Genomic DNA, 21,517 nt, shown 5'->3' on the forward strand with positions numbered 1-21,517 from the left:
TTCCTTTTTCAAATTTTACTCCTCCGCCTTCAAAAGGAACAGCCTGGAGTCAAAGTCCTGGGGCGCCTGCTCCCGGTCTGTCACCTCCCCGGCAGTTCCGTCTGTCGTGATAAGGCCGATGTTCATCAGCTCATCGCCGTAAAAGCTTCCGTACGGTTTCTCTGTCTCTTTTCTCACCTGGATCTCATATCTCGTCTCCGGGTCCAGCCCTTTGAGCGGAAGCCTTGTGTAAGCCAGGTTGGCGCCGGAGAGCGTCCTGTACCAGCCTGCCACAGCCTCCTTTTTGTCCGGGCTTACCGCCATCCAGGCGGTGACATTTCCCTCAAAAGGACTTTCCAGCCTGTAGAAGGTACCGAACTGGAGAAGCCGTCTGTATTTTTTCATAAAGCGGATCTGTTCCTTCACCGCCTCCTGCTCCTCATCCGTCAGCGTATTCAGATCCAGCTCGTAGCCAAATGTTCCGAAAAAGGCCACATTGGCTCTTGTGTGAAGGGGCGCCGTCCTGCCTGTCTGGTGATTGGGGATGGTGGACACATGACTGCCCATGCTGCTCACCGGATAGCAGTAGGAGCTGCCGTACTGGATCTTCAGTCTCTCCACCGCATCTGTGTCATCGCTTGTCCATGCCTGGGGCGCGTAGTACAGCATGCCTGGGTCAAACCTGGCCCCGCCGCTTGCACAGGACTCGAAAAGAACATGGGGGAACTCCCTTGTCAGCCTTTCGTACAGGCTGTACACGCCGAGAATATACCGGTGGAACACTTCCCCCTGCCGGTCCGCCGGAAGCGCCACAGAAAAGCACTCTGTAATGCTCCGGTTCATGTCCCATTTAATATAGGAAATCTTTGCCTCTGACAGGATCTTTCTCATCATATTGTAAATGCAGTCCACCACTTCTTCCCGGGAGAAATCCAGCACATACTGGTATCTGCCGTGAGAAGTGGCTCTTCCCGGCACATGGAGGATCCAGTCCGGGTGGGCCCGGTAGAGATCTGAGTCCTTGTTCACCATCTCCGGCTCAAACCAGAGACCGAACTTCATTCCCATATCCTCGATCTTCTGCGCCAGGCCCGTGATCCCCTCCGGCAGCCTTTCTGTGTTGGGTGTCCAGTCACCAAGACCTGCCCGGTCGCTGCACCGCGCGCCGAACCAGCCGTCGTCCAGGACGAACATCTCCACGCCGCACGCCTTTGCCTTTCCGGCAATCTCCAGGATCTTCTCCTCTGTAAAGTCAAAGTAGGTGGCTTCCCAGTTGTTGATAAGGATGGGGCGCTCCCGGTCCCTCCAGTATCCCCTGGCCAGCCTTTTCTGATACAGCCGGTGGAAGGTCTGGCTCAGATCGTTAAGCCCCCGGTCCGTGTAGACCATCACCGCCTCCGGTGTCTGGAAAGTCTTCCCGGACTCCAGCTTCCAGTCAAAGCCGTCCGGGTGGATCCCCAGAAGCACTCTTGTGGTGTCGTGGGCCCCCACTTCCGCCTGGGCCAGGAAATTGCCGCTGTACACAAGGCTGAAGCCTATGGCCTCCCCCTGGAATTCATCCGCATGGGGACGCTTCAGTATGACAAATGGATTATGCTCGTGGGAGGAGTGTCCTCTTCTGCTGCCCACCGACTGCACACCGTATTCCAGCTTTCTCACCCGGGTGTGTCTCTCTCTTGCCCAGGCGCCGGAGAACTGCATCCACTCGTAGTCGTGGTCCGGCAGATCCATGCAAAGGCTCATGGCTGTCGTCAGATGCAGATCCTTCTCCCCCCTGTTCACAAATCTGACGCTTCGGGCAATGATCCCTCCTTTTGCAAAGATGGTGTAGGACAGCTCCAGGCCAAGCCCTGTCATCCCATCCTCCAGCGCCACAGTCAGTGTCTCCGCCTCATCGTCAGCCTCCGTGTAGGTGGCCGGAAGTCCTTCCAGAGATGGCTTTCCTTTCCTTACCCTGTGTTCTTTATAAATAAAATCCGAGATCCTGCTTCCGCTCTCCTGCAGAACCTCCACAGCCGGGGCGCGGTAATCCCCTGTTCCGTAAGAAGGATACTCCTGCTTGATATGTTCAAGTGAAAACGCCTTGTTGCCTTCAAACACGCAGGACGCCATGGGCCTTGGCAGGCTCTCCAGCAGATAGGAAAAATCCTCCCTGTCATGTACCCTTTTCCCAAAATAGAGCTGTCCCAGATGTCCGCTGGGAAGCACCTGCATAATATAACTGATCTCTTCATTATAAAGATGAAATGTCCTGTTCTCTTCTCTCCATACCATACTCATCTCTCTTCTGCCTCCTGTCTGAAAAGTCTTTTGTCTCTTCGCTTTACTGCTCCCACCATTATATATAAAAGGGAGCTCCTGCAACAGGTTATTACGTGATAAAAAACAGTCAGAATGTTAACTGACGCTCTTCGTTTTTCTTTCTGTAGGCAGAGGGCGTCACCCCCATCCTGGCCTTGAAGATCTTGGAAAATCCCAGCGCATCCTGGTAGCCGCAGGACATGGCCACGCTCTCTATGGACAGTTCCGTGATCTCCAGAAGCTGGGCGGCCCTTGTGATGCGGAAGCTGGTCAGATACTCTTTGGGCGACAAGTGAAGATGTTCTTTAAAGAGGGTGCAGAGATAGCTCCTGTTGATGCCCACATAGTCGGCGATCTCCCCCACCTGCACCGGGTAGGAATAGTGGTTCTGGATATACTCCACCGCCTTGCGGATATAGAGGTTGTCATCTTTTTCCCTCCGCCCCTCCCCGATCTCTATATTTTCTGCCAGCACAGAGAAAAACTGATATAGCAGCCCTTCCAGCAGATACTCGTTTGCCACTGTGTAATTCTTGTTCTCCAGCATAGTCTGGACAATCTTCTCCAGCTTCTCTCCGCTGGAACACTGGTAGACAGGGTGTCCGCTGCCAAGGCCCAGATCCCGAAGGTGCTCTCCTGCCCGCTCCCCGGAAAATCCGATCCACACATATGTCCAGGGATCTTCTTTATCCGCCTCGTAAAATGTCAGTACTTCCGGCTCAATGAGAAAGCCCTGTCCCCCGCGGAGCCGGTACTCCTCATTTCCCACCGTGAACCGGCCCTTCCCTTTTATGATATAGTGAAGAATATAATTGGGTCTGACCGCAGGGCCGAAGCTGTGCAGGGGCAGGCACTGGGCGTAGCCGCAGAAGCAAAGATACAGATCTGAAAATTTTCTGTTTTTTAACTGCAATACATGTGCGTCTTCCATACAAAACTCCTCCGGTTTTTTAGTCTCTCAAAGGCAATAAGATGGTGATCTTCGTTCCCTCGTTCTCCTGGCTGACAATATTGATGCCGTAGTCCATCCCGTAGATCATCTTGATCCGGTTGTCCACATTGTTGACCCCGATGCCTGTGAAATGCTCTGTCTTCTGCCCGTTTTTTCCCCGGATATCCATGAGCTTTTCCGTGGTCATGCCGACGCCGTCGTCTTCAATGTCTACAATTTAAGCACGCGCCCCGGCTCACTCCTCTAAGATTTTCTGATGGCAAAACGCAGCTCCAGATTACTGTCAGAGGAAATAAGGAACTGATCATGTACAGGAGCTCCCCAGCTGTCGTCTCCTCCCACGCCCATCTGGGCTGCCAGTATCCGCACCCATGTGTAGTGCACAGGCGGCAGCTCTTCCTGGTGGGTGGCAGCCTCCAGCTCATAAGCGCTCCAGGGCAGCACACTGTTTTCAAAGGATCCTTCCTCCGCCTGGAAGCGAAGGCCCGCCCCTTCGTCGTCTGTCACTTCCACCCATCTGACCCCTGTGTGATTGCCGCATTCCTGGGGCACAAGATAGGGCGATACATTGTCCGCCGCGGTACTTTCGTAGACGCCCAGCTTCGCGCCCTCCCTGCGGTCAATGTAATTTTCCTCCGGTCCATATCCATAATATCTTACATTATGATACCTCTCTTTGAGACGGAAGTCCATACCAAAAGCCGGAAGATGGGGCAGTCCCTTTTCCCCTCTGTAAAGAAGGTGGACGTGGATCACGCCGTCCCCTGTCACGGTGTAGGTGACAAAGCTTTTTGTCACAGGCACTACAGGCAGAGTGTACTCAAAGGTAATACTTACTTTGTCCTTCTCCTCCTGCATATCCCCGCCGGTAAGTTTCGGGAACAGCCCCGCCGTCATCCACGGAGCACAGGCAGATCCAAGCTTCGCGCCCCTGTCATTGTCCGTGAGGGCCCGCCAGTATGTCAGTTTCGGCGTTCTTGTGATATATTCCTTCCCGTCGTAGCACAGGGAGGCGATGCCCCCTTCCGCTTTGGAGAACATGACAGTAAATCCTTCGCCTCTTACGCCGATATTCACATCGCCGTGTATGATCTCCATGGAAACTTTTTTCTCTTTCTTTTCTTCTTCCACTTTTTTCACATGCTGGCCAAAGCAGATCTCATAGCCTGCCTTGGCCCACAGTGTGTCTTCTGAAAGAAGCATCTGCACTTCAAAGATATACTCCCCTGGCTCTTTCGCATCCGGGTAATCCAGCTCCACGAAAGCTTCGCTCCGGGCAGGGATAGCAATATCGCTGCGGGTCTTTTCAAATATGCAGACGCCGTCTCTTAGCAGACGGTATCTGAATGTATATCCGCCTGTGGTGATAAACAGGTTCTCGTTGCGCACAGTGACGCCTTCTTCAGTGGGCGTCAGTTTTACATTGGAATAGAGCGCTTTCACTTCCTGGGCCTTGGGAGACTCTTTCCTGTCCGCGAACACAATGCCGTTTCCGCAGAACTCATAGTCCGTAGCCCGGTCGTCGTGGTCGCCACCGTAGGTCAGCACTTCCTCCCCCTGCTCGTTGATCCTGTACAGGGACTGGTCGATGTAATCCCAGATAAATCCTCCCTGGTACAGATCGAACTCCCTCTCCAGGTCTGTGTACAGCTTCATGCCGCCGCAGGAGTTGCCCATGGCGTGCATGTACTCGCAGCTTATATAGGGCTTCTTCGGATCCTTTTCCAGATATTCCCGTATCTCCTGGGGCTTTGCGTACATGCGGCTTTCCATATCGCTGATATGGTCAAAGGCCCTGTTCCAGAACACGCCCTCGTAGTGCACCAGCCTGCCCGGATCCTCCCTGTGGAAGAAATCCGACATGGCCTCAATACAGGTGCCTGCGTAAGACTCATTTCCACAGGACCAGATCAGCACGCTGGGATGGTTCTTATCTCTCTGGAACATGGAGTTTGCCCGGTCCAGGACGCAGGCTTTCCACTCTTCCTTATCTCCCGGCACGTTCCAGGACGGTTCGCACTGGCCCAGTTTCTGCCAGGATCCGTGGCTCTCCAGATTGGTCTCGTCGATGAGATAGATGCCGTACCTGTCGCACAGGCGGTACCACAGCGTCTGGTTTGGATAATGGGAGGTGCGCACTGCGTTCAGATTGTGCCGCTTCATAAAGCGGATATCCCACAGCATATCTTCTTCTGTCACGGCGCGTCCTCTTCTGGCATTGAATTCGTGGCGGTTCACACCCCGGAAAAGGATCCGCTTTCCGTTGAGACACATGACTTTGTCAATCATCTCAAATCTCCGGAAGCCCACCTCTTCGGGAACCACCTCGGCCACATTTCCTTCCTGGTCTTCCAGGTAAATGTACAGTGTATACAGGTAAGGGTCCTCGGCGCTCCAGCATCTCACCTTTCCTGCGCCGCACGCAAGAGAAACTTCCCTGTCCGCCTGGCAGGAGGCTTCGGCCACCTTATTTCCCTCTCTGTCACACAGCTTAAGAGACACTCTGCCCCCCGGCTCCCCTGCCAGCTTCATATCCACCCGCAGGCAGCCTTCTGTGTACGTGTCGTCCAGCTCTGCCTTCACAAAGAGATCCCTCACATGCATCTTTGGCACAGCGTAGAGATACACGTCCCGAAAGATGCCGGAAAAGCGGAAGAAATCCTGGTCCTCCAGCCAGCTTGCGCTGCTTCTTTTGTACACCTCCACAGCCAGCTTGTTCTCTCCCTCTTTCAGATAGCCGGTAATGTCAAATTCCGCCGGTGTGAAGCTGTCCTCGCTGTACCCGGCAAAGGCGCCGTTTACCCACACATAGAAGGCCGTCTCCACACCCTGGAAGGAAAGAAACGTCTGCTTTCCTTTTAAATGTTCGTCCACATGGAAGTATTTCACATAGCTTCCCACCGGATTGTACCGCTGTGACACCTGGGGCGGGCGCATCTCCTCCTGCCCGTCCCAGGGATACATGGTGTTGATGTACTGGTTCCTGTCATAGCCCTGGGTCTGGATATGCCCCGGCACCTGGATATGATCAAAGCTGCGGCAGTCAAAATCCTCCCTGTAAAAATCCTTGATCCTCATATCGGGACAGATGGCATAGGAAAAATACCATGTCCCGTTCAAGCTCTGTCTGAGGGGCATATCCCCCGCCAGAGCGATCTCTTCTTCCTTTTCATAGTACAGATGATCCGAGTGCGCTTCCACCCGGTTTACTGCGAACACTTCCGGATCTGCAAGCCAGGAAGTCTTTGCCTCTTTTGCTGTCATAACTTTATTGCTCCTCTCCTAAGTTAGCCCTTCACAGATCCTGTCATTCCGGCCACAAACTGCTTCTGCATGAAGAAGAAGATCAGTGCCGTGGGGATGGTCATGATCAGAACGGCCACCATCATCATACCATAATCCGGCGTATAAGATGAACCCATTGCTGAAATGACAAGGGGCAGCGTTCTCTTTTCCGGTGACTGCAGCGCGATAGTCCTGCTACGCCTTTTGATTTGTCTGTACGAAGGAAATATTTCAGAGTATAATGAAAAAAAGACCCCCGGAAAAGAGGAGAAATCAGATGAAAAATATCCGGAACCGCTATCTTGTGCTGACCGCGGCCACTATCGTCAATTTTGTCCATGGAAATCCATATATCTGGACTGTCTTCCAGCCTTACGTGAAGGAGGAGTACGGTCTTACCACGGCTGCCTCCAGCCAGCCCTTCACCATCATCATCGGCATTTTCTCCGTGGGCAACATGCTGGGCGGCTGCCTGCAGCACAAAATGGGAGCCAGGAAGACCATCTTCCTTGGCAGCTTTGTCATGTGCGCCGGCTTTTTCCTGGCCGCCATGGCTCCCCGCTCCATGCCCTGGCTCATCGATCTTGGCTACGGAGCTCTGGGGGGACTGGGTTCCGGCTGCGCCTTCAGTATGCTGACGGCTGTTCCCCAGGCCTGGTTCCCGGACCGCCGGGGCATGGTCTCCGGCATCACCATCGGCATGGTGGGGCTCTCCGGCATTCTTATGAACCCCTTGTGCGACTGGTTCCTCTCCTCCTTCGGCTACCGGACGGCCATGCTTCTTGTCACTTTGATCTACGCCGTCTTAAGTCTGGGCGGCTTCTTTGTCACAGAACCTGCCTCTGACGCTGTCGGGGACGTCTCTCCTTCTGTCCCGGAACAGGAGTCTTCTGCGAACATGCCTGGCAGACAGTACACCCCCGGCCAGATGATGCGCACAAAGACCTTCTATATCATCAGCCTTGCCATGGCTCTGGCTGTCCCGGCCTACGTGCTGGTCAATCCTGTCATGAAATCCCTGGGCATGGAGAGAGGCCTTACTTCCGGGCAGGCACTGGCCGCCGTCATGGCTGCCTCCGTGGCCAACATCATCGGCCGCTTTGCTCTGCCCTGGCTGTCAGACCGGACAGGCCGCCGGAAAGTGCTCTTCGCCCTCTATCTTCTAGCCGCCGTCTCCGTCCTTGGGCTTACCCGGGCCACCGGCCTTCTCTTCGTCCTGCTTGCCTCGGCTGTCTGCCTTGTGTACGGCGGCGTGGTCAGCATCTTCCCGGTGGTGGTGTCAGACCACTTCGGCACCCGGCACCAGGGCACCAACTACGGCGCGGTCATGATCGGCTACGGTCTGGCCTCCATCCTGTGCCCGTTTCTGCTGACCCTGGCCGGCCAGAACCTCTCTCTTGTCATAGCGGGAGCTGCCAGCGCTGCCGGTCTTCTCCTGCTGAGATACTTCTGATCACTTCCGGCCCCGGTTCCCCGGCACTCTTAATAAATACGCCAGGACGGGAAGGGCAGATCCACCACCCGGGTGCACACCTGCTCCAGCAGGCTGTCGTCATGGCTCACCACCAGCAGTCCCAGGGAGCGTCTCTTCGCCTCCGCAAGGAGGAACTGCCAGATCTGGGCCTGGGTCACCAGATCCAGCATGGCAGAGATCTCGTCGCAGAGGAGGAACTTTACCCCCGGATGAAGGGCTCTTGCCAGGCAGAACCGCTGCAGTTCCCCGCCGGACAGCTCTGACGGAAACCGCTCCAGCCAGCCCTCTTCTATGTGGAGTTCCCTTTTCAGTCTCTCCTCCACCTGCCCTGCCTCATCAAGGGTTGTCCCCAGCCGCAAAAGGGGATCCACCACGGTCTCCGGATGCTGCCAGACCATCTGCACCGGGCAGGCTCCCCTGTAGGATCCCAGGGGCTTCCCATCCAGAAGGATCTCCCCTTTCATCGGCTTCTCATACCCTGCCAGCAGCCTGCAAAGGGTCGTCTTGCCCCGCCCGCTGGGGGCCTTCAGTCCCACCCGCTCCCCGGAGGAGACGGACAGGCTGAACTGGTCCAGCACAGGGGCTTTCTTTTTTCCTTTATAATAGAACGTCACATTTCTTGCTTCCAGCGTCATACATTTCCCTCCTCCGGATACAGGCAGCGCACCAGGCCGCCCCGGATCTGCCGCACAGGAATATGCTCCGTGCTCACACACGCTTCCTGGCAGGCCTGGCACTGCCCCGCAAAGGGACAGCCAGAAGAAACCGTGCCCGGGTAGGGCTGGCTTCCCTGGATAGGAGCAAACCCGTGGGCAGGCATGGCCCGAAACAGGGCCTTTGTAAAAGGATGGCGGAGCCGGTCCGGATCCTCAAAGTCTGCCGCCAGGGCCTCCTCAATGGTCTCCCCGGCGTAGAACACGGCCACCCGGTCCGCAATGGTCAGCGCCAGCCCCAGATCATGGGTGATAAAAAGCACCCCTGCTCCGCCCCGGGCCAGCTCCCGGAAATGTCCCAGGATCCGCCTGGCGGCCCCCACGTCCAGTCCCGGAGTAGGTTCATCCGCAATGATGAGATCCGGCTTATCCATGACAGCGGAGGCAATCAGCACCCGGCGGGCCATGCCGCCGGAAAGCTCAAAAGGATAAAGCCCTTCCGTCTCCGGCCCCAGACCGTACCGGTCCAGCACCTCCCGGCACCGCCTTACTGTCTCTTCATCCTTTCTTCCCCGGCAGATCTGCTCTCCCACCTTCATAAGGGGATCCAGGTAGGTGACGCCCTGGGGGATAAGGGCGATCTGCCTTCCCCGCAGCTTTTCTGCCCGCTCTTTTGTCAGCGGTTCTCCCCGGTAGAACATCTCGCCTTCCATCCGGCTGTTGTAGGGCAGGATGCCCAGGATCCCGTGGGCCAGAAGGCTTTTCCCGGATCCGCTGGCTCCCACCACCGCCACCACTTCCCCGGGGTGTACGCGCAGATCCAGATCCCGGATCACAGGCAGCTTTCTTCTTCTGATCCCCCGCTCATACCGGGTAAAATAGATGGACACATGCCGGATGTCCAGTATGGTTTCTCTGTTCTTTTCTTTCTCCATCATCATTCCCCCTGTCTACTCATGGACGCTGGACGGGTCCAGCAGATACCGCACCCGCTCTCCCAGCAGGGCGAAAAGCCCCACCACCAGCACAAGGGATAGTCCCGGAAAGAGGGCCAGCCACCACCGCCCCGTGGTCAGATACTGCATGCTCTCCGACAGGATCACGCCGATGGCCGGCTGCTCAGAGGACAGCCCGAAGCCCAGGAACGTGACGCTGGCCTCGTGAAGGATGGCATGAGGGAACAGAAGGATCAGCCCGGTGAGAAACTGGGGGAACAGGTGAGGCAGCATATGCCGGCCTGCGATCTGCAGTTTTGACACCCCCAGCTTCTCCACCACAAGGATGTAAGGGGCGTTCCGAAGCTGCAGCACCTCCCCCCGGATCACCCGGGCAAGGGAAGGCCAGTGGCTTAAGGACACACCTGCCACCACCCCGGCAAATCCACGTCCGCAGGCGATGGAGATCAGCATCACAAGAAGGATGTGGGGGATGCCCATGACCAGGTCAATGCACCAGGATATGACGCTGTCCGCCCGCCTCCCCAGAGTGGCCGCCGCCGTCCCCAGCACCAGGGCCGCCGCCGCGCTGACAGCCGCTGTCAGAACACCGATCCGGATACTTAAGGAGAGACCTGCAATGGTCCTTATAAACATATCCCGGCCCATCCAGTCTGTCCCGAACCAGAACGCCCGCCCCGGAGCCAGGTTGGTCCTTGTAAAATCTGTCACCGCGGCCTGCTCCTCCAGGAGAACCCCTGCCACCGTGATGCCGGCCAGGATCACCAGGGACACAAGCAGGAAAAGGAGGGTGCTCTGCCTGCGGTTCAGAGAGAAGCGGCTTCTTGATTTTTCCGTCATTTTGCAGTCCTCCTTCGTATCTTGGGATCCACCACGCCGTAGAGAAGATCCGCAGCCAGATTTCCCCCGAATACAATGGCGGAGGTGATAAGGGTGATGCTCATCAGCAGGGGAAGATCGCTGCCAAGCCCTGCCGTCACCGCGGCCTGCCCAAGTCCCGGGTAGGAGAACACCTGCTCCACCAGGACGGAGCCCCCGATGATCTCACTGACAGAGCCCGCCTGCAGCGTGATGGCAGGCAGGGCCACGCCCCTAAGGCCATGTCTCCACACCACAGACTTCATGGATTCTCCTCTTGCCTTTGCAAAGAGCACATAGTCCGACTCCAGCACGTTGATCATCTTCTCCCTTGTGTGGAGGGCCATGTTAGCCACCCCTGTGATACTCAATGTCAGCGCCGGCAGGATGGCGTGCTGCAGACGGTCTGCCACAGAGACCATGCCGCTCTCCATCCCTACCGGCACGGAGAGCCCCACAGGCAGCCAGCCCAGCCATACGGAAAACACAAGCAGCAGAAGGATGGCCAGCCAGAAAGCCGGGGTACTGGAGATGAGAAGGCACCAGCCCCGGATCAGCTTATCCGGCCACCGTCCCCGGCAGGCCCCGGCTGCCATTCCCATCAGAAGCCCCAGCACCCCGGACAGGATCCAGGCTGTAAGAAGCAGGAGCAGGGAGCTGGAAAGCCTCTGCCAGATCACCGTGGTCACAGGCTGGCGGTAGAGAAGGGAGGTTCCCATATCCCCGTGGAGCAGATCCGTCAGCCATCCCGCGTATCTCTCCAGGGGAGGCGTGTCCACGCCCCAGTATGCTTCCAGATGCTCCACCTGCTCCTGGCTCATGGTGCCAAGAGCCACCTGCCCCACATTTGTCTGCAGCGGGTCCAGGGGGGAAGCGCTCATGAGAAGAAATGTGACCACGCTGACGCCCAGAAGAAGAAGCGCCATGCGCAGTATTTTTTTCGCCGCAAACTGAAGGCGGTGTTTCAAGAAAATCAGTCCTTTCCGCTCTGTGACCAGGTCCACTGGTCCACATTGTTGACCACAGACCACCCGTGTCCGTGGGGGTGTACTTTCTGCTCTGCCACCTGGAGGCCATCCCGCACCCAGTAGAGATGGTCGATATTTACCAGCCACACCCAGGGAATGTCCCCCTCCTGGGTCACCCCGGCAGAGCCGTCCCACTGGGCCTTCTGCCAGAGTTCATAGGAGCTCTCCAGATCCGGGCTTGCCAGCGCCTGGTCCATGTACGTATCCACCGTCTCGTTGGAGTAGGGGGAGTACTGGGCCGTGCCTGTCCCTTCCATGGTGTGATAGATGTTGTAAAGTTCCATGGGCGTGTGGGCTCCCCAGCCCCACAGGAGGGGATCCGCCAGTGCCCGGTCGTAGGCTGTATCCCATCCCACGCCCTCGGTGGTGCAGGAAATCCCAAGCTCCTCCATCTGCCCCGCAAAGTCCGCTGCCAGCGCCTGGCGGACAGAGTCCCCTGTGGCGTAGAGAAGGTGAAGCTCTGCCTTCTGCCCGTCTTTCTCCCGGACGCCGTCCTCCCCCAGGGTCCATCCCGCCTGGTCAAGAAGCGCCGCCGCCTCTTCCGGGTCGTACGCCACCTGGGAGGCCTCATTGTACCAGGGAAGCTGGTCGCAGACACTGTAGGCCGGACTGCCGTACCCGTTCAGCACATGATCGATCATCTCCTGCCGGTCCACGCCTATGTTGATGGCCCGGCGCACCAGGACGTCCGCCGTGAAATCATTTCCCACGGTGCGCCCTTCCTGGTCTTTCGTCTCCTCCACTGCCGGCAGGTTAAAGCCCCGGTTGTCCACACTGGCGTAGGAGGCAAGGCTGTAGCCCTCCACCTGCTGGTCCGAGTAAGTGGCGGACGTGTAGGCCACATCCACCTCTCCTGCCTGGGCCGCCAGAAAAGCGGCGTCCTCCTCCATAAAGAGGATGGTGACCCGCTTCATCTTCGGCGCCTCCCCGTAGTAGTCCGGGTTGGCCTCCAGGATCACCTGCTGCCCCCTGTCCCACTGCTTCAGTATATACCTCCCGGAACCGATGGGGTTGGAGCCGTAGGTGGCGCTGTCGTAGGCGTGCTCCGGCACGATCCCCACCACAGCCATGGTGTAAGGCCAGATGGAGAAAGGCCTTGTCATGTGGAAAAGGACGGTGGTGTCATCCACTGCCTCCGCATAGTCCAGCATGGTAAAATCATTGACCGAGCTTGCCTCTTTCACCGTATTGTATGTAAAGGCCACATCCTCTGCTGTCAGAGGCTCCCCGTCCGTGAAAGACACGTCATCCCGGATCTTCACCGTCCAGGTCAGACCATCCTGGCTGGCCCCGTACTCTGTGGCCAGGTCATATCCAATGGTAAGGTCTGTGTTGGTCACTGTGAGGGTGCTCTGGATCAGAGGCTCATGGACATGCTCTCCTGCCCCCCAGCCGTAAGCCGGGTCAAAACCTGCCTCGGGCTCTGATGTAGGCCCCATGGCAACTACCACAGAGGACGTATCCTGCCTGTCGCCGCCCTCCTGCCCGGAGGATGCACTGCCGCCGCAGCCCGCCAGCAGGCCGGCCCCCAGAGCAACAGTCAAGAGGCCGGAAATCAGCCGTTTCTTCATCATGTTGTTTTGCCCCTTTCTTTTCCTTTATTCTTCCCCGCAGTTTCGCAGCGCTTCCCGGCACACCGTTTCATAGGCTACCTGGTGTTCCCTTGCCAGGGCGGCCACATCCTCGTACTCCGGTTTCTGGTGCAGGATCCCCCGGCCTTCCGCCGTCTTTACCCGCATCTGCCCCCACCGGGTTTCCACTGTCTTTACACCGGGCTGCAGAAAGTATTTGGTACACCTGCGGGCTCTGAGTCCGTTGGTGGTAGTCTCTGCCAGAACGCACCGGACCATTTCTTCCTCTTTTTCCGGCGGACACAGCACAGTCAGCACATGTCCCGGCCTGCCCTTTTTCATGGTGCCGGGGATGGTGTAAGCGTCCAGGGCCCCCTCCTCTATCAGCCGCGTGCAGGCAAAGGCAAGGGCCTCCGGCGTCATGTCGTCGATGTTGCACACCAGCTCCGTGATCTCCCCGTCGCCTTTTCCTTCTGTACTTTCTGTCTCTCCCAGGAAGACGCGGACGCAGTTGGCCTGCTCAAATGTCTTTGTTCCTATGCCTACGCCGGGCCGCCCTGTCCTCATCAGAGGCATGGGGCCAAAGGATGCTCCGAAAAACTTCAGAAGAGCCGCCCCTGTAGGGGTGCACAGTTCCCCCTGCACCTCTCCTCCATAGACCGGGACTCCCTCCAGGATATTGGCTGTAGCCGGGGCCGGCACCGGCATGACGCCGTGGGCGCAGCGGACCGTGCCGCTCCCCACATGTACCGGGGAGACGATGACCTGCTCCGCCCCCAGAAGGTACATGGCATAGCACACACCTGTCACGTCCGCCACAGCGTCCAGGGCTCCCACTTCATGGAAATGGACGTCCCCCACCGGACAGCCGTGTGCTCTGGCTTCCGCCTCCGCGATCATGTCGTACACCGCGCTGGCATTTTCCTTCACCTGGGCGGGAAGTTCCAGTCCGCTGATGATCTCCCGGATATGTCCGGGTGTGGCATGATGATGGTGGTGGCTGTGCTCATGGTCGTGGTGGTGACCGTGGTCATGCTCGTGATGGTGGTCGTGGTGGTGGTCATGCTCATGCTCGTGATGGTGGTCGTGGTGGTGATCATGGCCGGGTTCCGTCTCCTCCTCCCCGTCCACTGTCACCGCCATGTGGGTGCCTGCGATGCCGCAGGTGGATGCGGCCCGGGCCTCCAGGTGCACGCCGGGAAGTCCCAGACTGTTCATGGTATCCAGAAACTGCTGCCTGTCATCCAGCAGTTCATAGAGGGCGGACATGAGCATATCTCCCGCTGCCCCCATCTTACATTCTATATAAAGTGTCTTCATCTTTCTTCCTCCTTTATCCCTTCCATCTGGTTGATCATGCTGGCCAGGTAGCCTGCTCCAAAGCCGTTGTCAATGTTCACCACACTGCACCCGGAGGCGCAGGAGTTCAGCATGGACAGAAGGGCCGACAGCCCTCCGAAGCTGGCCCCGTACCCTACGCTTGTAGGCACGGCGATGACGGGGCAGTCCACAAGTCCCCCGATCACGGACGCCAGGGCTCCCTCCATGCCTGCCACGGCCACCACGCACCGGGCGCTCATCAGCTGATCCAGACTGGACAGAAGCCTGTGCAGGCCGGCCACTCCCACATCGTAGAGCCGGGTCACCTGGTTGCCCATGGCCTCCGCCGTCAGAGCCGCCTCCTCCGCCACGGCCATGTCGCTTGTGCCTCCGGTAGCTACCACGATCCGCCCCCGAAGAGGCCTCTGTTCCGGAAAGGCGATGGCAAGCTTCGGGATGGGATGGTACTGCACGGGGACTGCTGCCGCCAGCTCCTCCGCCGCCTCCTGCCCGATCCGTGTGACAAGGATATTGCGGCAGTTCCTCTCTCCCATGGCCTTCACAATGCCCACGATCTGCTCCGGCGTCTTTCCTGCGCCGTAGATCACCTCCGCCGCACCCTGGCGGATGCTGCGGTGAAAATCGATCTTCGCGTAATCCAGATCTGCAAAAGGCTCCTCCTTCAAGGACAGGAGGGCGTCCTCCGGGGCAGTCTGTCCCCGGGCCACGCTCCGCAGAAGCTCCAGTATATCCTGTTTGTTATCCATCTCTACCTTCCTCCCTTCACTGACACAGAGGGACTGCGCTGCTCCAGATCCAGAAGCACGGTCCCAAAAAGCGGTTTCAGCGCCGCCATGACTTCTTCCCTCTTTTCAAACACAAGGGGCATCTGCTCCCCTGTCACCTGGAGACGGGCCCCGCCTTCTGTAAGCCGCACCCGGAAATCCGAAAAGCCCAGCTCCATAAGGGCCCTCTCCCCCTGCTCCGCCCGAAGAAGAGCCTCCCGGGTGATCCTTGTCCCGGTGGAAATCCTGGTGGCCAGGCAGGCGTAGGCAGGTTTGTCCCATGTGAAAAGGCCTGCCTCCCGGGAGAGAGCGCGCACCTCCTCCTTTGTGACGCCGCACTCCCGCAGGGGGGAGCGCACTTTCAGCTCCCGCAGAGCCTGCATGCCGGGCCTCTCTCCCGCGTCGTCGGATGCGTTGGTGCCGTCCAGCAGTACGGTATAGCCGTCCGCTGCCGCCTGCTCCCGCAGCTTTGTAAAAAGCGCCCGCTTGCAGTAGTAACACCGCCTGGGGCCATTCTGCGCCGCCTCATCCACATCTAAGATATCCATCTCCACCACTTTCATAGGGACAGAAAGCTGCTCTGCCAGCCGCAGGGCGTCCTCCAGCTCAAAGTCCGGCTGAAAGACCGTCTTTATATAGTAGGCCTGCACGTCACAGCCGTACGTTTTCGCCGCCCAGAGAAGGAACGCCGAGTCGGTTCCTCCCGAGAAAGCCAGGGCCGCCCTGGGCACCTCTCTGAAAAATGTCTCTAAAGTCATATCATCTCTCCTGTCTTTTTTTCGTCTGCAAAAAGAAAAAGGTACCTGCCCCCTTCTGAGTGCAGATACCTTCCTGGTATCTATTCATTTCATCAAACATACATATCCCACGACGCCTGCACGCTGTCCGAAGCGTTCTCTGGCTGTACGCTTTGCGGCTTCTGCCGCCATGCCCCGGCTTCCTGCCGGATGTCATCTGTCTATTTCATAAAATCAGCCAGCGCCTCCACCGCGCTCTCCACTTTTTTTGTCATGGGAAGATCGGCTATGCCTACCACGATATTGTCACACATGTTCACCGGGATCAGGATCCGCCCTGCCTGGCTCTGCCCGACGGCTGCTGCCATCCGGGGTGTGATCTCTCCCAGCATGGAGTCCGCGATCACAATGCCCACAGGCCCCATGATCACATCCGCCTTCCGGCAGGCAACCTCCACAGAGTTTTCTCCCGTGGCCGCCATATCTGCGCCGGCTTTCAGCATGGCGCCTGTAGCGGCGCTGTTGGTTCCCACTGCAAGCACTTCCACATCCGGATATCCGGCCTTCACAGCCGCCACAAGCTGCCGTCCAAGGCCACCGCCCTGTCCGTCTATCACGAGAACCTTCATGCTTTCACCTCCGCATTTTTTCTTTCTATAGTTTATTAGAAACTATTTCCACTGTCAAGAAAGTTTGTTTCCTTTACAGTTTACCGCCGGATCCCGGCCATGGCAAATACCTGTTGCGTATAGTTATCTATACCTGGAAAGCAGGACCACACCCACAGCGCAGACCAGCAGCTCCGTAACCGGGAAGGCCGCCCACACGCCGTACAGCTCCGCCAGGCTGGAGAGGAGAAAGGCCAGGGGGATGATCAGTATAAATCCCCGCAGAAGAGAGATGACGTGGGCCGGCAGAGGCCGCTCCGTGGAGGTAAAGAACACGGAATGGACGATATTAAGCCCTGCAAACACGCACCCTGTAAAGTAGATCTTAAGGCCCGTCTCGGCGATCTGCTGCAGCAGCGCGTTCCCCTCACTGTTGAAAATCCCCACAATGGGCGCTGCCCCGAAAAACATAAGCAGGTACACCGCCGCGGAAATAAGGATCACCGCCCACTGGGCGTAGCGCAGGATGGCGGATACATTTTTCTGGTTTCCCTGCCCGTAGCTGCTGCTCAGGATAGGCTGGATCCCCTGGGAGATCCCTGTGTAGATGGAGATCACCACAAGGGAAATATTGGCGATGACGCCGTAGGCCGCCACGCCGGTGTTGCCCGCAAGCCCCAGGATGATCATATTAAACACGATCATAACAATGCCGGAGGACACTTCTGTCAGAAGGGACGGAAAGCCGCTTGAGAAGATCCCCAGGGCCAGTCTTGGAGACATCCTGCATCTGCACAGATGAAACTGGTTTTTCTTTCTAAGGCGGTGGGAGGACTGTATCAGCATACTGATCACCGGAGCCGTTCCCGTGGCCAGGGCAGCGCCGAACATGCCCATCCCAAGAGGGAACATGAACACATAGTCAAGCACCACGTTGGAGAGGCTTCCCACGATCATGGCCGCCATGGCAAGCTGGGGCGCCCCGTCGTTGCGGACAAAGCAAAGGAACAGGTTGTTTGCCATAAACATAGGGGCAAACATCATCAGCACCTGCAGGTAGGACCTTGTCAGCTCAAACACTTCCGCGTCCGCGCCAAGAAGGCGGGTCAGCACGCCGGAGCAAAGCAGCCCCAGGAAGAAAAAGACGGCCGCAATGAGAACCGTCAGCACCGCCGCATTTGTGAACACCCGGTCCGCGTTCTCATCCTTTCCCTGGCTCTTGAAGATGGTGTATTTAATGCCGCCACCCATTCCGATCATCAGTCCGCTTCCGTTGATGAAGCTGTACACCGGGATGGCAAGGTTGAGGGCTGCCAGCCCGTCTGCCCCCAGGGCTTTGGACACGAAAAATGTGTCCGCCAGAATATAGCAGGACAGGCCGATCATTCCCAGCACATTCAAAGATGAATACTTGATAAACTCTCTAAAACAACTGTTTTTCTGCATACATCATACCTCCGGCTCTTGTGGTCAGATTTCGCCCCGGATCCTGGAAAAACATGGACAGAATAAAAAAAGTCCCATTTATTTCAACAAAGGCCTACTGAAATAAATAAGACGTACCCGGCGGCAATCACTGCATTATTCGTTTACATGCTCTGCTAAAATATCACAAAACATATATTAAGTCAAGATATTGCTTAAAATCGATCAATTTTTCTTCGTTTTCTCTTCCTTTTTCTATAAGAAGCTGATATAATCCTTTCTAGTGCGCTAAATCGGCACTAAGAAAAAATCTATATTCTAAGAAAGGAATGAATGACATGGACAAGAAGTCAGAATTCAAACCGTATATTCCGGCTGACAAGATCGTGCCGGAATTTACAGTCACTTCTGTTCTCATAGGTATCCTTCTGGCAATTGTGTTTGGTGCAGCCAACGCTTACCTGGGCCTTCTCGTTGGTATGACGATCTCCGCTTCTATTCCTGCGGCCGTTATCTCCATGGGAATTATCCGCGTGATCCTGCGCAGGGATTCCATTCTTGAGAACAACCTTGTACAGACCATCGGTTCTGCCGGCGAGTCTGTAGCAGCGGGAGCAATCTTTACTCTCCCCGCATTATTCTTATGGGCAGAGGAGGGAAAAACTGATTTCCCAAGTATCATGACACTTTTCCTCGTAGCTTTGTTCGGCGGTATCCTGGGCGTGTGCTTCATGGTACCTCTGCGTCAGGCCCTCATTGTTGAGGAACATGGAACACTGCCTTTCCCGGAAGGAACCGCATGTGCCGAGGTTCTTCTTGCTGGTGAGGAGGGCGGTGCAAAAGCCGGAACCGTATTCAAAGGTCTCGGAATTGCAGCTGTTTACAAATTCGTTGCAGACGGTCTTCACCTCTTCCCGAGTGAGATCGGCTATGCATTCAAGAGCTATGCAGGATCCCAGATCGGTATCCAGGTACTGCCTTCACTGGCAGGTGTGGGATACATCTGCGGACCGAAGATCTCCAGCTACATGCTGGCCGGTGGTACACTGAGCTGGTTCGTGCTGATGCCTCTGATCGCACTGTTCGGCGGAGACTCTACCATCTTCCCGGGAACAGACCCGATCTCCTCCATGGCTCCTGGCGACCTGTGGGGAAACTACATCAAGTACATCGGTGCAGGCGCCGTTGCAGCCGGCGGATTCATCAGCCTTATCAAGACATTCCCGCTGATCATCCGCACATTCAAGCAGGCAATGGCAAGCATGTCCAAGAAACATGCAAACAAAGACGCTCTTCGTACAGAGCGGGATCTTCCGATGCCTGTTCTGCTGGCAATCATTGTAGTGATCATCATCGCCATCTGGCTTGTACCGGCATTCCCGGTAAATCCGCTGGGTGCTCTGATCGTGGTTGTATTTGGTTTCTTCTTTGCATCCGTTTCCTCCCGTATGGTAGGTCTCATCGGATCCTCCAACAACCCGGTTTCCGGTATGGCTATCGCTACTCTGATCATTGCTACTCTTGCTCTTAAAGCAACAGGAACAGACGGAACAACAGGTATGGTTGGCGCTATCGCCATCGGCGGTATCATCTGTGTCATCGCAGCCATCGCCGGCGATACTTCACAGGACTTAAAGACAGGTTTCATTGTCGGTGCCACACCTAAGACCCAGCAGATCGGTGAGATCATCGGTGTCGTTGTATCTTCCGCTGCTATCGGATTCGTACTCTACCTGCTGAACGAGGCATGGGGATACGGTACAGAGCAGATCCCTGCCGCACAGGCAACCATGATGAAGATGCTTGTAGAAGGTATCATGAACGCTGATCTTCCCTGGCCGCTCATCTTCACAGGTGTATTTATCGCCATCGTTGTAGAGATTCTGAAAGTACCGGTTATGCCGTTTGCAGTAGGTATGTACCTGCCATTCAGCTTAAGTGCTGGTATCATGGCCGGTGGTATCGTGCGTTACATCGTGGAGCGTATCAAAGGTACAGATCAGGAGAAAAAAGAGCGTGCAGACCGCGGCGTACTCTTCACATCCGGACTTATTGCCGGAGAAGGTATCATGGGTATCGTCCTTGCTGTCCTTGCAGTGCTTGAGCTGGACGGCGCCATCACTCTTCCATTCTCTCTGCCGCAGATCGGAAGCCTTGTGATCTTCATCCTGCTTCTGTTCTATCTGTACAGACTGTGCATGAAAAAGGAAAAATAAAAAATGAGATCAAAAGACCAACGGAATTACATGGATTTTGTACCGGTTAAAAATCCGGATATTGAATATCAGACAGGCGAGGACGGCATTGTGACTGTTTTCATTGAGTGGAAAGGGTTCTATCACCGGATCGCCCAGAAATTTTTTCACCGCCCAAGGGTAAGCGAAGTAAAACTTGACAACTACGGCAGCTTTGTCTGGCTGTCCATAGATGATATGCGGGATGTGCACCAGCTCTCAAACATACTGGATGCTCAGTTTCCCGGCATGGAGAAGTCTCTCTCCAGACTGATCAAGTTCCTGGAGATCCTCCGTGACAATCATCTGATCCACTGGAAAGGAGAAAAATGGAACTGATACTTCATTATATCCCGTATATTCTTCTGTTTGCCGCCGCCACAGCCGTCATCTACACATGGGGCATATGGCGCACCATGCGGCAGAAACAGGATTTGTCGAACATGCTCAGTTCAAAGGGGATAACAAAAGTCCGAAAAGCCCTTCGCAAAAAGGGTCCCATGACCCGCAGGGAGCTGGAACCCGTGGTAAAAGATCTGACCGCGAAGCAGCCGTTTAACAGCGAGCGCATGGCGGTAACTGATCCGGGAAAATTTCTGGATTCCATCCTTCCGTACATGCTGAAACAAAAGCTGATCACGGAGGAAAAGGAAAACGGGAAAATCATCTACCGGTATAGAAAATAGCATAAGCAAGGAGGCAGACATGACCCATCCGGGCCGTGCCTGCCTCTTTTTTATTTCTTCATTATTTATTGATGTTCGCCAAAAAAGTAACAGAAATGTAAAAATTTTGACAATTCCTTTCTTTCATGCTACAATGCGCAAAGCGTTACCAGCGACGATAATGCGGGATTTTGTCTGCAATTCATTAAAGGAGGTACAGGCATGAAGTTTGAAAAAATTGATTGTGGCAACGGAATTGCGGTTGCCGTGTCAAGTGACAGCATGATCATTACTGATGTCGATTCTGCGCTTGATTTGCTTATGTCTGCCCAATATGAAGCAGGCACAAAGTATATTGTCGTGGATAAAAAGAACATCATTGAAGATTTCTTCATTTTGAGCAGCGGCCTGGCGGGAGAAATTCTTCAAAAATTTATCAATTACGGTGGGAAAATCGCTATATACGGAGATTTTTCGCACTACACCAGCAAGCCGCTGAAAGACTTTATCTTTGAAAGCAATAAAGGGAAAGATGTGTTCTTTGTTGCAACAAAAGAAGAAGCAATTCAAAAAATAAGCAAAAGCATTTAGTGGATAAAATCCCCATATCGGATAGTTGTGTATTAACCCAAATCGAGTAGGGGAGATTTTCTCTCCCCTCTCACACCACCGTACGTGCCGTTCGG

General features: G+C 55.8%; 19 protein-coding genes. 5 read left to right on the plus strand and 14 right to left on the minus strand.

The window, feature by feature from the left end; genetic code table 11:
• Positions 1-15: 15 nt before the first annotated feature.
• From Q5911_RS11935 to Q5911_RS11950, 4 genes are all read right to left on the minus strand, one after another.
• Positions 16-2,259 carry an alpha-galactosidase gene (locus tag Q5911_RS11935; protein ID WP_303183048.1) on the minus strand — a complete coding sequence of 748 codons (2,244 nt, stop codon included), beginning with the start codon at positions 2,257-2,259 and terminating at the stop codon, positions 16-18.
• A 109-nt stretch (positions 2,260-2,368) separates the two neighbouring features.
• Positions 2,369-3,211 carry an AraC family transcriptional regulator gene (locus Q5911_RS11940; protein ID WP_303183050.1) on the minus strand — a complete coding sequence of 281 codons (843 nt, stop codon included), beginning with the start codon at positions 3,209-3,211 and terminating at the stop codon, positions 2,369-2,371.
• 19 nt (positions 3,212-3,230) lie between these two features.
• Positions 3,231-3,449 (minus strand): sensor histidine kinase, encoded by a 219-nt coding sequence (locus Q5911_RS11945; protein ID WP_326167589.1) that lies wholly within the window; start codon positions 3,447-3,449, stop codon positions 3,231-3,233.
• A 26-nt stretch (positions 3,450-3,475) separates the two neighbouring features.
• Positions 3,476-6,496, minus strand: coding sequence for a glycoside hydrolase family 2 TIM barrel-domain containing protein (locus tag Q5911_RS11950; protein ID WP_303183053.1), 3,021 nt, complete (start codon positions 6,494-6,496; stop codon positions 3,476-3,478).
• A gap of 298 nt (positions 6,497-6,794) precedes the next feature.
• Here Q5911_RS11950 and Q5911_RS11960 point away from each other — a divergent pair, with 298 nt between their 5' ends.
• On the plus strand, positions 6,795-7,970 hold the full coding sequence (locus Q5911_RS11960) for an MFS transporter (RefSeq protein WP_303183055.1): 1,176 nt from the start codon (positions 6,795-6,797) through the stop codon (positions 7,968-7,970).
• A gap of 29 nt (positions 7,971-7,999) precedes the next feature.
• Here the strand turns inward: Q5911_RS11960 and Q5911_RS11965 are convergent, their stop codons facing one another.
• From Q5911_RS11965 to Q5911_RS12010, 10 genes are all read right to left on the minus strand, one after another.
• A complete protein-coding gene (locus tag Q5911_RS11965) occupies positions 8,000-8,626 on the minus strand; it encodes an ABC transporter ATP-binding protein (protein WP_303183057.1) in 627 nt (208 codons plus the stop codon).
• On the minus strand, positions 8,623-9,579 hold the full coding sequence (locus Q5911_RS11970) for an ABC transporter ATP-binding protein (protein ID WP_303183059.1): 957 nt from the start codon (positions 9,577-9,579) through the stop codon (positions 8,623-8,625). The genes Q5911_RS11965 and Q5911_RS11970 overlap by 4 nt, the downstream gene beginning before the upstream one ends.
• Positions 9,580-9,594: 15 nt before the next feature.
• Positions 9,595-10,440: an ABC transporter permease gene (locus tag Q5911_RS11975; protein WP_303183061.1), complete on the minus strand. Its 846-nt coding sequence runs from the start codon at positions 10,438-10,440 to the stop codon at positions 9,595-9,597.
• Complete coding sequence (locus Q5911_RS11980; RefSeq protein WP_303183063.1) at positions 10,437-11,426, minus strand: ABC transporter permease; 990 nt, start codon at positions 11,424-11,426, stop codon at positions 10,437-10,439. The genes Q5911_RS11975 and Q5911_RS11980 overlap by 4 nt, the downstream gene beginning before the upstream one ends.
• 5 nt (positions 11,427-11,431) lie before the next feature.
• Positions 11,432-13,057 carry an ABC transporter substrate-binding protein gene (locus tag Q5911_RS11985; RefSeq protein WP_303183080.1) on the minus strand — a complete coding sequence of 542 codons (1,626 nt, stop codon included), beginning with the start codon at positions 13,055-13,057 and terminating at the stop codon, positions 11,432-11,434.
• Positions 13,058-13,084: 27 nt separating this feature from the next.
• The gene (gene larC / locus Q5911_RS11990; RefSeq protein ID WP_303183065.1) at positions 13,085-14,377 is read right to left on the minus strand and encodes a nickel pincer cofactor biosynthesis protein LarC; all 1,293 of its coding nucleotides are present in this window, start codon (positions 14,375-14,377) and stop codon (positions 13,085-13,087) included.
• The gene (larB, locus tag Q5911_RS11995) at positions 14,374-15,144 is read right to left on the minus strand and encodes a nickel pincer cofactor biosynthesis protein LarB (RefSeq protein WP_303183067.1); all 771 of its coding nucleotides are present in this window, start codon (positions 15,142-15,144) and stop codon (positions 14,374-14,376) included. Before larB ends, larC begins: the two co-directional genes overlap by 4 nt.
• 2 nt (positions 15,145-15,146) lie before the next feature.
• Complete coding sequence (gene larE, locus Q5911_RS12000; protein WP_303183070.1) at positions 15,147-15,920, minus strand: ATP-dependent sacrificial sulfur transferase LarE; 774 nt, start codon at positions 15,918-15,920, stop codon at positions 15,147-15,149.
• A gap of 200 nt (positions 15,921-16,120) precedes the next feature.
• Entirely contained in the window at positions 16,121-16,528 is a 408-nt protein-coding gene (locus tag Q5911_RS12005; RefSeq protein WP_076778779.1) for a DUF3842 family protein, read from the minus strand.
• A gap of 123 nt (positions 16,529-16,651) precedes the next feature.
• The gene (locus Q5911_RS12010) at positions 16,652-17,953 is read right to left on the minus strand and encodes an MATE family efflux transporter (protein ID WP_303183073.1); all 1,302 of its coding nucleotides are present in this window, start codon (positions 17,951-17,953) and stop codon (positions 16,652-16,654) included.
• A 308-nt stretch (positions 17,954-18,261) separates the two neighbouring features.
• Here Q5911_RS12010 and Q5911_RS12015 point away from each other — a divergent pair, with 308 nt between their 5' ends.
• The 4 genes from Q5911_RS12015 (at position 18,262) to Q5911_RS12030 (ending at position 21,422) form a co-directional block, all read left to right on the plus strand.
• The gene (locus Q5911_RS12015; RefSeq protein WP_442913486.1) at positions 18,262-20,148 is read left to right on the plus strand and encodes an OPT family oligopeptide transporter; all 1,887 of its coding nucleotides are present in this window, start codon (positions 18,262-18,264) and stop codon (positions 20,146-20,148) included.
• Positions 20,149-20,151: 3 nt separating this feature from the next.
• Entirely contained in the window at positions 20,152-20,505 is a 354-nt protein-coding gene (locus Q5911_RS12020) for a PqqD family protein (RefSeq protein WP_076778789.1), read from the plus strand.
• Complete coding sequence (locus Q5911_RS12025) at positions 20,496-20,852, plus strand: hypothetical protein (RefSeq protein WP_076778792.1); 357 nt, start codon at positions 20,496-20,498, stop codon at positions 20,850-20,852. The genes Q5911_RS12020 and Q5911_RS12025 overlap by 10 nt, the downstream gene beginning before the upstream one ends.
• 201 nt (positions 20,853-21,053) lie before the next feature.
• Positions 21,054-21,422, plus strand: coding sequence for a DUF4180 domain-containing protein (locus Q5911_RS12030; protein WP_303183078.1), 369 nt, complete (start codon positions 21,054-21,056; stop codon positions 21,420-21,422).
• Positions 21,423-21,517: the final 95 nt, after the last annotated feature.

The sequence above is a fragment of the Lachnoclostridium phocaeense genome (genome assembly GCF_959599685.1).
Classification (GTDB): domain Bacteria; phylum Bacillota; class Clostridia; order Lachnospirales; family Lachnospiraceae; genus Claveliimonas; species Claveliimonas monacensis.

What these genes read in the sequence shown, in the direction of transcription:
- Q5911_RS11935 (WP_303183048.1), bottom strand. Translation starts at nt 2,259, where the DNA reads ATGAGTATGGTATGGAGAGAAGAGAACAGGACATTTCATCTTTATAAT.
- Q5911_RS11940 (WP_303183050.1), bottom strand. Translation starts at nt 3,211, where the DNA reads ATGGAAGACGCACATGTATTGCAGTTAAAAAACAGAAAATTTTCAGAT.
- Q5911_RS11950 (WP_303183053.1), bottom strand. Translation starts at nt 6,496, where the DNA reads ATGACAGCAAAAGAGGCAAAGACTTCCTGGCTTGCAGATCCGGAAGTG.
- Q5911_RS11960 (WP_303183055.1), top strand. Translation starts at nt 6,795, where the DNA reads ATGAAAAATATCCGGAACCGCTATCTTGTGCTGACCGCGGCCACTATC.
- Q5911_RS11965 (WP_303183057.1), bottom strand. Translation starts at nt 8,626, where the DNA reads ATGACGCTGGAAGCAAGAAATGTGACGTTCTATTATAAAGGAAAAAAG.
- Q5911_RS11970 (WP_303183059.1), bottom strand. Translation starts at nt 9,579, where the DNA reads ATGGAGAAAGAAAAGAACAGAGAAACCATACTGGACATCCGGCATGTG.
- Q5911_RS11975 (WP_303183061.1), bottom strand. Translation starts at nt 10,440, where the DNA reads ATGACGGAAAAATCAAGAAGCCGCTTCTCTCTGAACCGCAGGCAGAGC.
- Q5911_RS11985 (WP_303183080.1), bottom strand. Translation starts at nt 13,057, where the DNA reads ATGAAGAAACGGCTGATTTCCGGCCTCTTGACTGTTGCTCTGGGGGCC.
- larC (WP_303183065.1), bottom strand. Translation starts at nt 14,377, where the DNA reads ATGAAGACACTTTATATAGAATGTAAGATGGGGGCAGCGGGAGATATG.
- larB (WP_303183067.1), bottom strand. Translation starts at nt 15,144, where the DNA reads ATGGATAACAAACAGGATATACTGGAGCTTCTGCGGAGCGTGGCCCGG.
- larE (WP_303183070.1), bottom strand. Translation starts at nt 15,920, where the DNA reads ATGACTTTAGAGACATTTTTCAGAGAGGTGCCCAGGGCGGCCCTGGCT.
- Q5911_RS12005 (WP_076778779.1), bottom strand. Translation starts at nt 16,528, where the DNA reads ATGAAGGTTCTCGTGATAGACGGACAGGGCGGTGGCCTTGGACGGCAG.
- Q5911_RS12010 (WP_303183073.1), bottom strand. Translation starts at nt 17,953, where the DNA reads ATGCAGAAAAACAGTTGTTTTAGAGAGTTTATCAAGTATTCATCTTTG.
- Q5911_RS12015 (WP_442913486.1), top strand. Translation starts at nt 18,262, where the DNA reads ATGAATGACATGGACAAGAAGTCAGAATTCAAACCGTATATTCCGGCT.
- Q5911_RS12020 (WP_076778789.1), top strand. Translation starts at nt 20,152, where the DNA reads ATGAGATCAAAAGACCAACGGAATTACATGGATTTTGTACCGGTTAAA.
- Q5911_RS12025 (WP_076778792.1), top strand. Translation starts at nt 20,496, where the DNA reads ATGGAACTGATACTTCATTATATCCCGTATATTCTTCTGTTTGCCGCC.
- Q5911_RS12030 (WP_303183078.1), top strand. Translation starts at nt 21,054, where the DNA reads ATGAAGTTTGAAAAAATTGATTGTGGCAACGGAATTGCGGTTGCCGTG.